Source organism: Lysinibacillus sp. (assembly GCF_032093475.1).
Taxonomy (GTDB): domain Bacteria; phylum Bacillota; class Bacilli; order Bacillales_A; family Planococcaceae; genus Lysinibacillus; species Lysinibacillus irui.
The window spans coordinates 1-15,496 of record NZ_DAMDAY010000083.1; the positions used below are offsets into that span (position 1 = coordinate 1).

The 15,496-nt window shown below is 36.8% G+C and carries 13 protein-coding genes, 1 pseudogene and 1 riboswitch; all 14 genes and pseudogenes read right to left on the reverse strand.

Annotated elements, in window-relative coordinates:
• Positions 1-92: 92 nt before the first annotated feature.
• On the reverse strand, positions 93-3,272 hold the full coding sequence (locus RT445_RS16195; RefSeq protein ID WP_313470971.1) for a hypothetical protein: 3,180 nt from the start codon (positions 3,270-3,272) through the stop codon (positions 93-95).
• The gene (locus tag RT445_RS16200) at positions 3,269-4,690 is read right to left on the reverse strand and encodes a glycosyltransferase family 2 protein (RefSeq protein ID WP_313470972.1); all 1,422 of its coding nucleotides are present in this window, start codon (positions 4,688-4,690) and stop codon (positions 3,269-3,271) included. The genes RT445_RS16195 and RT445_RS16200 overlap by 4 nt, the downstream gene beginning before the upstream one ends.
• Entirely contained in the window at positions 4,691-5,734 is a 1,044-nt protein-coding gene (locus RT445_RS16205) for a HEAT repeat domain-containing protein (RefSeq protein WP_313470975.1), read from the reverse strand.
• Complete coding sequence (locus RT445_RS16210; RefSeq protein WP_313470976.1) at positions 5,731-6,603, reverse strand: response regulator; 873 nt, start codon at positions 6,601-6,603, stop codon at positions 5,731-5,733. The genes RT445_RS16205 and RT445_RS16210 overlap by 4 nt, the downstream gene beginning before the upstream one ends.
• Before the next feature lie 302 nt (positions 6,604-6,905).
• Complete coding sequence (locus RT445_RS16215) at positions 6,906-7,757, reverse strand: MetQ/NlpA family ABC transporter substrate-binding protein (RefSeq protein WP_313470977.1); 852 nt, start codon at positions 7,755-7,757, stop codon at positions 6,906-6,908.
• A 70-nt stretch (positions 7,758-7,827) separates the two neighbouring features.
• Entirely contained in the window at positions 7,828-8,496 is a 669-nt protein-coding gene (locus RT445_RS16220) for a methionine ABC transporter permease (RefSeq protein ID WP_274794281.1), read from the reverse strand.
• Complete coding sequence (locus RT445_RS16225; protein WP_274794282.1) at positions 8,486-9,514, reverse strand: methionine ABC transporter ATP-binding protein; 1,029 nt, start codon at positions 9,512-9,514, stop codon at positions 8,486-8,488. Before RT445_RS16225 ends, RT445_RS16220 begins: the two co-directional genes overlap by 11 nt.
• Positions 9,515-9,597: 83 nt before the next feature.
• Positions 9,598-9,701: riboswitch (SAM riboswitch) on the reverse strand.
• A 56-nt stretch (positions 9,702-9,757) separates the two neighbouring features.
• Entirely contained in the window at positions 9,758-10,069 is a 312-nt protein-coding gene (locus RT445_RS16230; RefSeq protein ID WP_274794283.1) for a thioredoxin family protein, read from the reverse strand.
• Between the two features lie 15 nt (positions 10,070-10,084).
• Positions 10,085-10,426, reverse strand: coding sequence for a toprim domain-containing protein (locus RT445_RS16235; protein ID WP_004228229.1), 342 nt, complete (start codon positions 10,424-10,426; stop codon positions 10,085-10,087).
• 91 nt (positions 10,427-10,517) lie between these two features.
• Complete coding sequence (gene gcvH, locus RT445_RS16240) at positions 10,518-10,898, reverse strand: glycine cleavage system protein GcvH (RefSeq protein WP_004228227.1); 381 nt, start codon at positions 10,896-10,898, stop codon at positions 10,518-10,520.
• Positions 10,899-11,113: 215 nt separating this feature from the next.
• Complete coding sequence (locus RT445_RS16245; RefSeq protein WP_274794284.1) at positions 11,114-11,470, reverse strand: arsenate reductase family protein; 357 nt, start codon at positions 11,468-11,470, stop codon at positions 11,114-11,116.
• A gap of 198 nt (positions 11,471-11,668) precedes the next feature.
• Positions 11,669-13,453: an acyl-CoA dehydrogenase family protein gene (locus tag RT445_RS16250; RefSeq protein ID WP_274794285.1), complete on the reverse strand. Its 1,785-nt coding sequence runs from the start codon at positions 13,451-13,453 to the stop codon at positions 11,669-11,671.
• A gap of 218 nt (positions 13,454-13,671) precedes the next feature.
• On the reverse strand, positions 13,672-14,844 hold the full coding sequence (locus tag RT445_RS16255; protein ID WP_274794286.1) for an acetyl-CoA C-acetyltransferase: 1,173 nt from the start codon (positions 14,842-14,844) through the stop codon (positions 13,672-13,674).
• Positions 14,845-14,893: 49 nt separating this feature from the next.
• Positions 14,894-15,496 (reverse strand): annotated as a pseudogene (locus RT445_RS16260) (3-hydroxyacyl-CoA dehydrogenase); the annotation flags it as partial.

Here is a 15,496-nt window from a genome sequence, read left to right on the forward strand (position 1 = left end):
AAAATCCCCTTAATCGCCGGTTGTCCACCGACACTTAAGGGGATTGATAAATAATAAAAAACTAAGGGCAGAACAATCTACCCTTAGCTTCTTTAATATGCTTTAAATAATTTTTGTAAAATATAATAGGATTGTTTTAAGCGCTCTTCGTATTTTGGTACTTGCCATGTTTCCCATGTATAAGCAGACAGTGGTGGTAAGACACCATTAGTAGCTGCTGGCATAGATTGAACAACGTTGTTCTCTTTATCTACAAATAAAGCACCAATATAAATATTGTCTACTTTAACGGAAGCCTGATTACCATCTTTATAGAGGTCACCTATAAACTCACGTTGACTTGGATCTTTGGCTTGAATCAATAACCAAGGGATGCGAAGTTCTATAACATTATCTTCAGCCCAAGTATAATCAACTAGAGAATCATAGTCTTTCGCTTCTGGATTAGCATTTCCTTGATGTAATTTTCCTGTTTCATAAATACTAAAATCAGTCGTTCTATTTTGCTCAGGTAAAAATAGTTGTTTATTTAACACATAGTAAATAGGGGCGAACTTTCCACTATTTTTCATAGCATTAGCCATTCGAGGAGCAACTAAGTTTAAACGGTGGCCATATAAATAATCATAAAAATCGTAGTATTCATCAATAACAACCCGAGAATCACCATTTTTATTGAGCTCAACTATAAAATCAATACCATTTGAAAACGTCATATTTTTTATAGATGTAGCAGACGTATTTCCTTGATCTGGTACAACATCTAATAAAATGCGAGGGGAGGTTTGGGCTAACTCCTCACTTTTTAATTTAATGTACAAATAGCGCTCGTCATAGTCTACTGCAAAATCTGTTGGATTGTTTGGTGTAGTATCATATAGCTGTTTACCCATCCATTCCGTTGTCTCGCCATCTACTTTTACCTTCATTCTATCAAAGCTTAATAAACCAAACTGTTGCTCATTTGTTTGGGCATTGGACCAAAATGGTCGACGATTCGGATCATCATAATCCATCGTATTCCACGTTCGTTTAAACCACTCATCTTGCCATGTAAAAACAAGTCCTCCCATGAGCCCTTCATGCATAATATCCTCAAATAAATGTTGAAGTGTTTCTCCCTGTGCTTGTTCTGACATTTGCCCCTGATTCCAACCATATACATTATCATGTGTTTTACCACGTGATGCAGGGATACCAAATTCCGCAATAAGAACTGGCATATTATGAGCTTCATGGAGCTCTTTTAAATAACCTGCATAGCTATTTTTGTTCCCTCGGAAATCGACATAATTTAAATAATCTTTATCAAAATTAAAGAAGTCAGGGTAGTAAGGATACACATGATAGGAAGCAAATTGTCCCGGTGCAGTCATCTCTCCTTTTGTATAAATAACATTTGGATTGACCCCTACTAAATCTTCATCCTCAGATGGCTCTGACGGATGTTCAAGAATGTCAGTTGTGACCCAGTTCGTAAAACTCATTGGACGTAGCCAGTTATATTTTTCCTTTTCATAAACTGACACAAGATCCATTTGTTCTGCTAGCCAATGCTCAAATGGAGAGGCATCCTTTGTTTCAAAAAAAGTACCGTTGTATTGACCAATATTTGCATGTTTTTCATTCGTTCCAACAACCATATGTGGATACCATTCGATTCCTAATACCCATCCTATAACATATTTTGATACGTCTACATCATACAAGCCAGATGCATGTCCTGGTTGAGGCTCCACATAGATATTTCCATGAATGACATCTACCATTCGTTTCATTTCTAATTGAAAATCTTCTAACGTATCTTTATCATAGGCGTCCAATGAATTTGATAAGCCCTCTTCATTAATCCAAACTCCATGTAAAACATATAATGGATTTTTTGGATGTTCTTCATTATATTTAGCAAGTGCTCTATAAAAGCCGGGTGGATGTAATGTATAGACTCGTATCGTATTAGCATTCATGTCTGCTATTTGTTTAAACCATCGATAATATTCCTCTTCAGTAATTGCTGCTTCTCCAGGAAAGGCACCAGGTTTCCCCATTCCGATATTGACACCCTTAAATACGATTGGTTCCCATTTGCCGTCTCTTCGCACTTCAAAAGATTGTCCCTGAATCCGTGCATTATAGTTTAATTTCTCATGATTCACAGTATCCTGAACCTCTTTGTGCTCAAATGAATCAAATATTTTATGCATTACCGGGATGTAAATGGACCAATAAAACGAACTGTCTGCATACTTCTCAGCATATTTATAGATTGTTGGTAACCCTTTTATCTTATAAATATTTGGTACCCTTGCGATATCATTAAAATCTCCCGCAAAATAATAACTAGATGTGTAGCGCTTATCTTGACCTACAATTGCTGCAAATTGTTCTGGAATACCATTAGCCTTTAACAGCTCTGTTCCCTTTTTCGTTAAATCCCATTTATAATTTGCAAGAGCATCTTCAGCATATTTAGGTGTAATAATATCAAACCAATAATCGTATTGCGCCCTTGCAGATGAATGAAAGAATTTTTTACCATTTTCAGTAAACTGTACTTGAATACCTGCAGATTTAACATGCTTGTCCAATTCAAGTACAAGTAGCTCTTCTGTTATTTCATTAAATAGTAAAAATCCTCCACCCTTATATGTCCAATTATCGCCATGTTCATCGATAACCCATTGCGGTATTTCTAAATTTTTATGATAATCAAGCTCATCGAAATAACGCCCGATCCAGCCAGACCATGTGATTCCTAAATAATCCTGTAATTCTTTACGAACTTCCTCTGATGTTGGTGAAGCAAACGTGTTATACTCAGCAATTAACATGCTCTTCTTTTTGCTGGCTAAGCGTTCGACGATTGCCTGCCATTCTTTCTGTTCAAGTCCTCCAACAATTTTTTCAGAACGTTCACCTAAACGTTTTGTTTGTTGCAAATCATCTTTATAAACTCCGTACGTATCTGCCAAATAAATAACATCATAGTCACTATAATCATTTGGCAACTTCTTTTCTACAACACTTTTAGTTTCATCATTTGGTGCTGTTCCATAGTAATCGCGTTCTACGTCATAAGGTTCATTATTTAATCTATATTTATAATGGTTTAAAAACCAATTCACCCCTAAGTGCTCTCGGTAAGACTCATTCGGAACCGTTTTATCTATAACGGCTACATTTAGCTGTTTCTCATCTTCCAAGTACCACCATGCAATAGGGATTATCATGAGGCCTAGTACGACCATAATCCCTATATAGATTCGTTTCATACACTTTTCTCCTTTTCAGCAATGCCGACACGTTTCATATTACCCCATTCACTTTTTCTTAAGACAAAACGAACTAATCCCTCACAGCGCCAGAATAATGTTAGTGGGCGATACCAAAAAATTTCTGTAAACGCTAAAAGAATCATACGTAACAACTCTCGTTTTTTCGGATACGTATTCATACTCCACGATTCAAACAATACTGCCGCTATTGAAAAAATAACACCATAAAAAACGAATAGTAGTAGCAGCATGAGCGCAACTTCATAATAAATTTTCCCTAAGAAAAAGGCTATGACAATATAAATATATCCACCTAACTCCACAAGAGGCCCTAGACATTCTACTAGCCAAAAATACGGGAACGAAAGAAATCCAATCATGCCATATCTAGGATTCAAAGTCATTTTTTTGTGCTTCCATAGACTTTCAAATAACCCTTGATGCCACCTTCTTCGTTGATTGCGCAGTACCCCTAATGTTTGAGGTGCTTCCGTCCAGCAAACTGGGTCGGGTACAAATTCAATACGTTTATTTTCTTTTTTTTCTTTTATAAGTCGATGAATATTCACTACAAGTTCCATATCTTCGCCAATAATATTGGTTGAATATCCACCTGCTTCAACAGCCCATTTTTTAGAGAAAACACTAAATGCTCCTGAAATAATAAGGACTAAATTGAATTTACTTAAGGCTATTCTCCCCATTAAAAATGCCCGCAAGTATTCGATTACTTGCATGATTACTAAGTAATTACTAGGTAATTGAGTCTCATAAATAGAGCCAAACTGCATCTTTGCGCCATTTGCAATACGAATATTACCACCTGCTGCAATGACCTCACCATCAGATAAAATGATAGGCTTCATCACCCGCAGCAAGGATTTTTCATCTAAAATGGAATCCCCATCAATGGAGCAAAAATACGGATATTGAGAGACATTAATACCCACATTTAACGCATCAGCCTTACCACCATTTTCTTTATCAACTAAAATACAATTTTTATAGATTTCAGATTCATATATTTGCTTAATATCTTTTGTAGGGATGTTAGTTCGGACAATTTTGTTGATTGGCTTCATTTGAAAATGTTCGATGACCGTTTGAAGGGTTTGATCTGTAGACCCGTCGTTAATAATGATAATTTCAGTTTGAGGATAACGTAAATTCAATAATGAATAAACTGTATCTACAACCCCTACTTCTTCATTGTAAGCAGGAACAAGTAACGACACGGGTTTTGAATAAAAAGCATCTATATGTGCATCATCATACTCTGATAGATCGAGACGATAGCGTTTTCTTAAATCCAGCATAGCAATGATGAACATTGTACAATATGAAACGATAACGAACAGCATATAAAATAAAATAATGCCCCCAAAAAACATCATGCAATAGTCAATTATTTTCATTTACTTCCCCTCTTTTCTCGCTGCAATTTCCTGGGCCATTTCAATTGCATATTGGTCATTTGAGGATTCAATGAATTGCTGTAATTTAGCTATACCATGTCGATCTTCTACAATCGTTTTTGCCGCTTGAGAACGTACCCACCAATTCTCATCTTGAAGAAGTTGCTCTAAATAACTATAAGTGTAAGTAAGCGGTACATGCTTGAAAATTTTGGCAACCATTAACCTTGCTTCCCACATTTCTGAAGTCACAAAAGGGATAAAGGGATCCATCTCATCAATAATACCTATTTCATAAAGGCCTTTTAATGCTCTGATGTTTATTTCCGTCGTATCATGGTCTAATAATTTTTTTAACTCCTCCAAATACTCCATCTTTCTTTTTACAGCAGCAGTATCAATAACAGCAAATTGCATATTAGCTGGCAAGCTATTAAAATCATGGAAAAATTGAATAAATACATTATCATCTAATAATACAAACAGTCTTCTATATTCACTTTCAGCGTAATTTACATTGGAATTTTTTATTTTCTCCATAAATAAATCTGGTTGGAAAAGGGAGTATATTTTTAATAACTGGAAATGTTCTTCATCTGTAATGTTATTTTTTTCGAATTCTTGGCACTTCATTAGCAATTGATCTATTTGTAAGTCTGCAATTCGATAGAGGGCATTCATTCGAATACTCCATCGTCTACTTGATAAATCTTTTTCGTAGAATGCTTTTAAATATTGATTGGAGAATTGTTTAATTTTTAGTTCCAACTGTTCATTCCTTATATTCTTTAAATAGGATGAAAAAATTCTTTCAATAGCTTCAACTTGCGCCCTTCCTCTAGGTACCAATACGATACTAAATAGTGCGTTATTGAATAAGTAATCATACCAAAGTTGAGAATAATTTTGTAAATAACGGTCACGAACTTTTTCAAAATAGCTTTCACGCTGTCGCTGAACAAGTAAATACAGTAAAAAGATAAAGAGCACAACTAGTAAGAAGGAAATTATTGCGAAAAGCGTAGAAATAGTCAGCTTGATCATAGCCAAAACCTCGCAAAAGTTCTTTTAATTTTGGCTTCGAGCAAACGTAAATTAAATGGTTTGACAATATATTCATCAACACCGCCTTCATAAGCATTAAGCGCTGCCCCTTCAGAATTGCGTTCTGACATCATATAAATAATAAATTTCTTTTCATTTGGCATATGTCGTAAGATATGCAATATTTCTAAGCCATTTTTTAGAGGTAAAATATCATTCATAAGAATTAGATGCATATGCCCTGATTTATAATGATCCGATTGTAAAAAGCTATAACCATCCTCATAAGCCTTTACATCCAGAGTAAAATGAGGGATATCTAATTGTTTTAGCGTTGACTCTAATACTTGTCTAAAAATAGCGTTCTGTTCAATAATACTAACTTTCACTAATTCCGTTGGTTGCTCACTATAATCTTTTACTTGTGCTATACTCCACGTTAATTGCTCATCCTCTGATAGCATTTGTTTATTTTTATTTAACAACTCTTCAAAGATAACGTTATTATTTCTTATTTCTGTTATAGAGGCCTTTAATGCAATATGTTGAAACTTCCGTTCTGCTTCTAGGATGGCAAATATTCGTTTTAAAAATGCTGTAGCTTCTACATCACTACTTTGTAAAAAAAAGATACCCCAATGATTTCCATCTGATAATTGAAAAAGCAAATCTGTCTTACGTATTTTCGATTGTAAAAATGAGGTAACTTGATCATTCGTGGTTTCATTTGGTTGTGTAGAATTAGCTCTTTTTAAAAAGACTGCTGTTATTGTAAGGCGTGATCTAATAACACTTTCCCGCCATATTTCAAAGTAGCGTTCTACTTCATGTTCTTGCATGATATCATGGGCGAATTTTATATCATTCATTAGAATCACTCCCTATTTGTTTTTCTATATTATTATTTTCTATCATTTATTTAATAAATTAACAACAGTATTATAGTAAAAAATATAACTAGACAATATCTGAACATACCTATACGTCATAAAAAGTACATAGTTGAGGATAATTAATCATCTGTACCCTTTCTTAGGAAAGTTGGGCTTCCCAATGACCGAGATGAAAAGCAACCGCCTCGCTTTTTTCAAGTGACATTCTCTTTTTTCAATAACACAAAAGGGTACATAAGTCATTAAACTTATGTACCCTTTTGAAGAATTTTCAATTCTTATTTTACCGGCACTACTGCACCTTTCCATTCTTCTAAGATGAAGTCTTGGATTTCTTTCGAAGTTAATACTTCTAATAATTTTTTAATTTCTGGTTTTGTTTCATCACCTTTACGTACAGCAATGATGTTTACATATGGAGATTCTTTGTCTTCAAGAGAAATAGCGTCTTCGATTGGGTTTAAGCCGTTATCAATAGCAAAGTTAGAGTTGATTAATACTGCATCACCTTCGTCATTTTCATACATTTGTACAAGCATTTCTGGTGCAGTATTCGCATCGAATTTAAAGTTTTTAGGATTTTCTTCAATATCCTTTAATTCAGCTGCTGTTTTATCAATACCCTCTTTTAGTTTAATTAAGCCTTTTGCTTCTAATAATGATAGCATACGACCATGGTCGGATACTGAATTAGAAAGTAAAATTGTTGCTCCTTCAGGAAGGTCCTCTAATGATTTATATTTTTTAGAGTAAATACCGATTGGTTCAATATGAACGCCACCTGCATTAACGAAATCATAGCCATTGTCTTTAATTTGTAACTCTAAGTAAGGAATATGTTGGAAATAGTTTGCATCAATTTCTTCTGACTCTAAATCTTGGTTTGGCAAAACATAATCTGTATATGGTTCAATCTCAAGATCAATACCTTCTTTTGCTAAAATCGGTTTTGCCTTTTCTAAAATAACAGCATGTGGTGTGTTAGAAGCACCTACTTTTAATGTTACGTTTTCTTTGCTATCTGATTGATCATCTGATGCTGAATTTGCATCTTCTTTTTTATCAGTACCACAAGCTGCTAAAGCTAGGACAAGTATTGATAAAAATAATCCTGCCAATAATTTCTTCATTTATGACACTCCCTTTTACTTTGTTTGAAATATGTTAGCGGTAAGAACCGGAATAACCTCTAATGTCTTTCTAGCGTTTATCGATTTTATCGGTAATGACATCACCAATCCATTGAATGATAAATACAACTACTAAGATCAAAATAGTTGCCATTAATGTCACATCTTGGCGATTTCGTTGGAAGCCATCAAGGAAAGCTAAGTTTCCAAGACCACCTGCACCGATAATCCCTGCCATTGCAGTATAACCAACAAGTGCTACAGCCGTTACGGTAATACCAGAAATCAGAGCTGGTAATGATTCAGGGATTAGGACTTTCCAAATAATTGTGGACGTTTTAGCCCCCATTGAACGAGCTGCTTCAATGACACCTTTATCAATTTCGCGTAATGCAATTAAAACCATACGAGCGTAAAATGGAGCTGCACCGATAATTAAGGCTGGTAAAGCCGCATTTGCTCCGCGAATTGTCCCAAGTAAAAACTTCGTAAATGGAATTAATAAAATAATTAATACGATAAATGGAATGGAACGGAATATATTAACGAGTGACCCCGTTAAAAAGTTAACAATTTTATTAGCCCATAACTGATTAGGACTTGTTAAAAATAGCAAGATACCAATAACCAATCCAAGAATAAATGTGACAAATGTTGAAATAGCTGTCATATACAATGTTTCATACGTAGCTTGCCACATATTTTCCCAGTCTACGTTCGGAAAGAGATTAGTTAGCATTTGCGATCACCTCCGTTTGAACTTCGACTGTATTTAAATAATGTAGGGCATCAGCCACATTTTCCTTAGAACCATCAATTTGCACAATAAGTGTACCGTATGCTCCATTTTTCGTTTGCGAAATATTGCCATGAACAATGCTTACTTCCACATCGAATTTTTTAACAAGATGTGAAATGACGGGCTGTTCCGTTTTTTCACCAACAAAGATCAGCTTGACAAGTTGACCAGTTGGGTAGTTTGCTTTGATCTGTTCCACTGTATCCTTTGTTTCTTTTGTGTCGGTAATCTGGGCTACAAATTTCTTAGTAATAGCTGCTTGTGGTGCTTGGAAAACTTGCAACACCTCACCACGCTCTACAATTTCACCAGCCTCCATTACGGCTACACGATGACATATTTTACGGATAACGTGCATTTCATGGGTAATCAATACGATCGTTAACCCTAAACGTTCATTGATATCAACTAGTAAGTCAAGAATAGCATCTGTCGTTTCAGGATCCAGTGCAGATGTCGCCTCATCACATAGTAAAACTTCTGGATTATTAGCTAATGCTCGTGCAATCCCAACTCGCTGCTTTTGACCACCTGAAAGCTGTGATGGGTATGCCTTATCACGTCCTTCTAAACCTACAAGTGAGATTAACTCCTTCACACGGGCTTCTCGTTGAGCTTTTGGAACACCTGCAATTTCCAGAGGGAAAGCGATGTTTTCAGCAACTGTTCTAGACCAAAGTAAATTGAAATGCTGGAAGATCATACTTACCTTTTGTCTAGCAGCTCTTAACTTTTGCCCTTTAATGGATGAAAATTCTAGATTGTTTACTGTTACCGTTCCTGTTGTCGGTTTCTCTAATCCATTTAATAAACGAATCATGGTACTTTTACCGGCACCACTATAGCCGATGATGCCAAAGATTTCACCTTTATTTATAGTAAGGTTGACGTCTTTGACTGCCGTTAATTCGCCATTTGCTGTTTTGTATTTCTTCGTAATATTTTGAAGCTGAATCATAGCGAATACTCCTTTTCTTATATAAAAAAACCCCTTCACTCATAGACAAGTAGAAGGGGTCACGTATGATACGTTAAACCGTTCTCTCATCTTTCAAAGAAAAATCTTTGGGTGATTTGGCACCTTTTCACATGGTGATGGTTGCCGGGCTTCATAGGGCACTTCCCTCCGCCGCTCTTCATAAGAGTTCGATATATTTAATGTTTTAGTAATATATTTGATACTTTACCACGCTAGTAATGTTCAGTCAATTGATTTTTTTAACAATTCGTACAAAAAAGGTACAGATTGAAAAGCATAAATTTTATCTGTCACTTTCCCGCCATCAGTAACAAGTAAACATGGGACACTTTCAATTTGATGCTCATAAGCAATCTGCTCTAGAAAGTTGATATTTGCTTTGCCAATTTGAAGCTGTGGCAGCAATTGTTCAATAACTGACAGCATTTTTGATGCCACCGCACATGTTCCACACATCGGTGTATATAAATAAAATGCAGCTTTTTCACCCGACTGTATAGCCGCTTCCCACTGCTCTTTTGACCATTCTTCCATTGATTTCACGCAACCTTACAAAATATATTCATTATGGATTGAGAAATGAGCGCGCAATAAAATCATCGCTAACACTTTTCTTGGTGTTGTCTCTACTTCCTTATATGTTGGCATTGTACGTAAATGCTCAGCCTCTGGATAATGTCTGTCCATTAATGCACGTAGCTTATCGCCAGACGTATCTGCATCAAAAAAAGTGAAAAGCTCACAGCCCTCATAAGGATCGAGTAGCTCTTCTAATTGATGCACACCAATTGTACCATTCGTACAAAGTATTGTAACATTCTCATTTAAAATAGGCTCAATTTGTAGCTTATCTGAGCGTCCTTCTACGATCAAGCATTTTCCCTCGAACATTACGCCACCTCCAATTAGACATCCCCACTTATAAGTCATTATATAACAAAAAACGCCGGTAGTTTCCGACGTTTTTCGATTATAGCTTGTCTTATTCAGCGATCATTTCTTCGTATTGCTCTGCTGTCATAAGTTTTTCAACTTCAGATGCATCAGCAGGCTCAACAACGATCATCCATGCTTTTTCATATGGTGATTCATTAACGAATTCTGGGCTATCTTCTAAATCTGCATTGACTTCAACTACAGTACCTGAGATTGGTGCATATAATTCAGAAACAGTTTTAACTGATTCTACGCTACCGAATGGATCATCTGTTTTGATTTCGTCGCCAACCTGTGGAAGCTCAACGAAAACGATATCTCCTAATTCAGATTGTGCGAAGTGAGTAATACCAATACGTACTTTTCCATCTTCTACTTTTACCCATTCATGTTCTTCAGAGTATCGTAAGTCTTTAGGTGTGCTCATGCAATAAACCCCTCCATAAATATGTAATATATTCACTTTCAGTGTGCCATACTTCTCCTATAAAAACAAGATTCAATTACACCTCTAGGTAATTGAAAGCATATTTTTTCGAGTTCGCTTCAAAAATTAGAAACATCCATCGGAGACATTATTTTCATTCAGATCATGCCTTACACTTCCAAATAGAGGTAAGCCCTTTATCACGATCAAGACGGCTATTTCCAAGTTTGCTCAAAATCAGCTTCTTTAAACCCTAACGTTACTTTTTTTCCATCAGTCACGATAGGTCGTTTAATTAACATACCATCAGAAGCAAGTAGCTCAAGCTGTTCCTCTTCCGTCATATCAGCCAACTTGTCCTTTAAACCAAGCTCACGATATTTCATACCAGATGTATTAAAAAACTTCTTTAAAGGCATTCCACTTGCCTGCCATAAAGCTGTTATTTCTTCCTTTGTAGGTGGTTGCTCTACAATGTGTACCTCTTCATAGGAAACTTCATGATCATTTAACCACTTTTGCGCTTTTTTACATGTTGTACATTTAGGGTAATGGATAAATTGAATAGTCATTAATATGCTCCTCTACTGTCTTTTTCTGTAGTATACCATCATAATTGTTTTGAATGGAGGAACTTCTCTCATTTTCATCAGTCTATCCATCTGTTTTGCTTTTTTATCCGTCACTTTTATGATTCTCTATTTTGCAATTTATTGGTATCGCAAAAACTAGCTACCCAAAAGAGGATAGCTAGTTTGCTACATTGATGATTAAACGATATATTTTTCTGCTTCGATTAATTTTACAGATGCTTCACGTTTTTTCGCAATTAAGTTGTATGGGTTATTGCGAGTTAGCTTACGAAGCGCAGATAATGTCATACGCGCTGCATCACCATCTGCTGAAGCAAGAATTGTATCTTTTGCTTCTTTTTCGATTTCTGCAAATGCTTCTTGGCAGAAGATTTGTGTATAAAGCAATTTTTGATGTGCTTTTTCAGCGCCATCACGAGCAATTGCTTTTTCTGTACGTAAAACAGCCGATTCCATCGCAAATAATTGGTTAGCGATATTCGCAATATTCACTAATACTTCTTGCTCCTGATCAAGCTTTGCACCAAAGCGTTGCGCTGCTAAACCTGCTGCTAATACAGCAATCTTCTTCGCATTTTTCACTAAATATTTTTCTTGAGCAAGTGGCTCTGTACCGATATCTTCTGGCATTAACATTAGAAGCTCTTGCTGTAAGTTTTGGGCAACCTGTAATAGTGGTAACTCACCTTTTAGCGCCTTTTTCATAAATGTGCCTGGTACAATCATGCGGTTAATTTCATTTGTACCTTCAAAAATTCGATTGATACGAGAATCACGATAAATACGCTCAACCTCGTATTCAGCCATAAAGCCATAGCCACCATGTAGCTGTACTGCTTCATCTGCAATGTAATCTAGTGTTTCTGAACCAAACACTTTTGCAATAGAGCATTCAATTGCGTATTCTGCGATAGCACCTGCAATCACTTTTCCTTGCTTTTGCTCTTCAAGGCTTAACTGACTTAAACGATCTTCAAACAGACCAACCGTACGATAATTTAAAGATTCCGATGCATACAGCTGAGAAGCCATTGTTGATAATTTCTCTTTAGTAAGATTGAAATCAGAAAGCTTTGTTTTAAATTGCTGACGTTGGTTTGTGTATTGAATTGCTAACTCTAATGCACGTTTAGAGCCACCAATTGTGCCCACACCCAGCTTATAACGACCAATATTTAAAATATTAAACGCAATTACATGCCCACGGCCAATTTCACCCAATAGATTTTCTACAGGTACTTCCGCATCTTCTAACACTAATGTACGAGTTGATGATGATTTAATCCCCATTTTCTTCTCTTCAGGGCCAACTGAAACGCCGTTGAATGCACGTTCTACGATGAATGCAGAGAATTTATCGCCATCAATTTTCGCGTAGACAACAAACACATCTGCAAAGCCTGCATTAGTAATCCATTGCTTTTCACCATTTAAAATATAATGTGTTCCTGCATCATTAAGCTTCGCAGTTGTTTTTGCTCCAAGGGCATCTGAACCCGAACCTGGTTCTGTTAATGCATAGGCTGCAATTAACTCCCCAGAGGCAAGCTTAGGTAAATATTTTTTCTTTTGATCTTCATTACCGAAAAGAACGATTGGTAATGAGCCAATCCCCACATGAGCGCCATGTGTAATAGAGAACCCACCTGCAACAGACATTTTCTCAGCAATTAAAGCAGAAGAAACTTTGTCTAATCCAAGCCCTTCGTATTCTTCTGGTACATCTGCTCCAAGTAAACCTAATTCGCCTGCACTTTTAAGAAGACGCACTGAATGCTCAAATTCATGGTGCTCTAAGTTTTCAACTACTGGTAATACTTCATTTGCTACATATTCCTCTGTTGTTTTAGCAATCATTTTATGCTCATCAGTGAAATCTTCTGGTGTAAATACACGATCTAATTCCACATCTTCAATAAGAAATCCGCCGCCTTTAATGAAATCAGTTGTTTTTTCAGTCATGTTTAATTCCTCCCAATGTATCTATTTTGATTGTCTAATCCCCTAATAAGTGACACCTCAGCGCCATAAATTCATCGTCCCTATAAAGAGATAGCTGACGCTTCGATTGCACTCCAAAAACCATGTTTCTTGGCTTAACATATCTATAGAAAAGCTTGATGTATACAATGTTCGGAGGCAACCGTAAACAGTACACCTCAAGCTTATCTAGCAAATTATTAAAGAATTTCAAATACCCCAGCAGCGCCCATACCGCCACCAATACACATTGTCACTACGCCATATTTCTTACCTTGGCGTTTCAATTCATGAATAAGCTTAAGTGTTAAAATGGCCCCTGTTGCACCAAGCGGATGACCTAACGCAATGGCTCCACCATTTACATTGACTTTTTCTTGGTCGATCCCTAAATGACGTACGACCTGTAATGATTGAGAAGCAAATGCTTCATTGATTTCCCATAAATCTATATCCTCTATGGATAAACCTGCGATTTCTAACGCTTTTGGTACAGCAACAATTGGACCGATCCCCATTACTTCGGGCGGTACCCCTCCAACAGCAAAGCCTAAGAATTTTGCCATTGGCGTTAGCCCTTGCTTGACAGCTTCTTCACGGTCCATTACGAGTACAGCAGCAGCACCATCAGAAGTTTGAGAGGCATTACCAGCCGTTACACTGCCTTTTACATGGAAAGCTGGACGTAGTTTTGCTAAACCTTCAACAGATGTACCTGGACGTACCCCTTCATCCATACTAAATGTGAATTTTTTCACTTGTGGTTTATTTTGATCATCTACATAATGCTGTTCCACTTCGATTGGTACAATTTCATCATTGAATTTACCTTCTTTAATGGCCTTTTCAGCAAGCTCATGTGAGCGAACAGCAAAAGCATCCTGGTCTTCTCGACTAACATTGTACTGGCGAGCCACTTCCTCAGCTGTATGGCCCATCCCCATATAATATTGTGGAGCCGTTTCAGCTAACGTTGGATTTAGGCGTGGTGTATTTCCCACCATTGGCACCATACTCATAGACTCTACACCACCAGCAAGAATCGCTTTGGAATGTCCGAGCATGATCCGTTCTGCCGCATAGGCAATCGCCTGTAAACCTGACGAACAAAATCGATTAATCGTTAGAGCAGGTGTTGTATCTGGTAACCCAGCAAGTGCACCAATACTACGTGCTACATTCATCCCCTGCTCCGCTTCTGGCATCGCACAGCCTAAGATTAAATCATCAATCGGTCCTTCATAGCCCGCTCTTTTCAATGTTTCTTTGACTACAACAGCACCAAAATCATCTGGTCTCACCGTTGCTAATGAACCTTTTTTTGCTTTTCCTATTGGAGTTCGTGCTCCTGCTACAATAACGGCTTCACGCATCCTATTAATCCCCCTTTGTTTCATGTGCAAGATTGATCTATTTCGTCAATTAATTACGAAGTGGTTTACCTTTTAACAGCATGTGTTGCATTCTTTGCTGTGAAAGTGGATCAGCAACAAGGCTTAGGAACGCCTCACGCTCTAAGTTTAATAAATACTGTTCATCAACTAATGTGCCGTATGGAACCTTACCACCTGCAATAACATAAGCTAATTTTTTAGCAATTTTCAAATCATGTTCACTAATAAAGCCTGACTCAAACATCCCTTGCGCACCGATGAGTAATGTACCGTAACCTGATGCACCGACAACAGGCACTTTTGTAGGTACAGGTGGTTGATAGCCTGCTTCATAAAGCGCTAAAGCCGCTTGCTTTGCATCATATAATTGATGATCTGGGTTAACGGAAATACCATCTGCAAAGTTTAAGAAGTTATTTTCACGTGCTTCTTCGCCAGAAGTTGATACCTTAGCCATCGCAACTGTTTCAAATACTTTATTGGCAATATGTTGATAGTCTACCTCTACGCCATTTGGCAAGCCCTTAAGGAATTTTTGATAAAGCGCTTTATTTCCGCCACCGCCAGGAATTAAACCAACGCCTACTTCCACTAAGCCCATATACGTTTCCATCGTTGCTTGGATATGCGC

Coding starts and splice junctions, on each gene's coding strand:
- RT445_RS16210 (WP_313470976.1), bottom strand. CDS start 6,603: ATGAATGATATAAAATTCGCCCATGATATCATGCAAGAACATGAAGTA.
- RT445_RS16250 (WP_274794285.1), bottom strand. CDS start 13,453: ATGACTGAAAAAACAACTGATTTCATTAAAGGCGGCGGATTTCTTATT.
- RT445_RS16215 (WP_313470977.1), bottom strand. CDS start 7,757: ATGAAGAAATTATTGGCAGGATTATTTTTATCAATACTTGTCCTAGCT.
- RT445_RS16225 (WP_274794282.1), bottom strand. CDS start 9,514: ATGATTCAGCTTCAAAATATTACGAAGAAATACAAAACAGCAAATGGC.
- RT445_RS16230 (WP_274794283.1), bottom strand. CDS start 10,069: ATGGAAGAATGGTCAAAAGAGCAGTGGGAAGCGGCTATACAGTCGGGT.
- RT445_RS16200 (WP_313470972.1), bottom strand. CDS start 4,690: ATGAAAATAATTGACTATTGCATGATGTTTTTTGGGGGCATTATTTTA.
- RT445_RS16205 (WP_313470975.1), bottom strand. CDS start 5,734: ATGATCAAGCTGACTATTTCTACGCTTTTCGCAATAATTTCCTTCTTA.
- RT445_RS16245 (WP_274794284.1), bottom strand. CDS start 11,470: ATGACTATTCAATTTATCCATTACCCTAAATGTACAACATGTAAAAAA.
- gcvH (WP_004228227.1), bottom strand. CDS start 10,898: ATGAGCACACCTAAAGACTTACGATACTCTGAAGAACATGAATGGGTA.
- RT445_RS16255 (WP_274794286.1), bottom strand. CDS start 14,844: ATGCGTGAAGCCGTTATTGTAGCAGGAGCACGAACTCCAATAGGAAAA.
- RT445_RS16195 (WP_313470971.1), bottom strand. CDS start 3,272: ATGAAACGAATCTATATAGGGATTATGGTCGTACTAGGCCTCATGATA.
- RT445_RS16220 (WP_274794281.1), bottom strand. CDS start 8,496: ATGCTAACTAATCTCTTTCCGAACGTAGACTGGGAAAATATGTGGCAA.
- RT445_RS16235 (WP_004228229.1), bottom strand. CDS start 10,426: ATGTTCGAGGGAAAATGCTTGATCGTAGAAGGACGCTCAGATAAGCTA.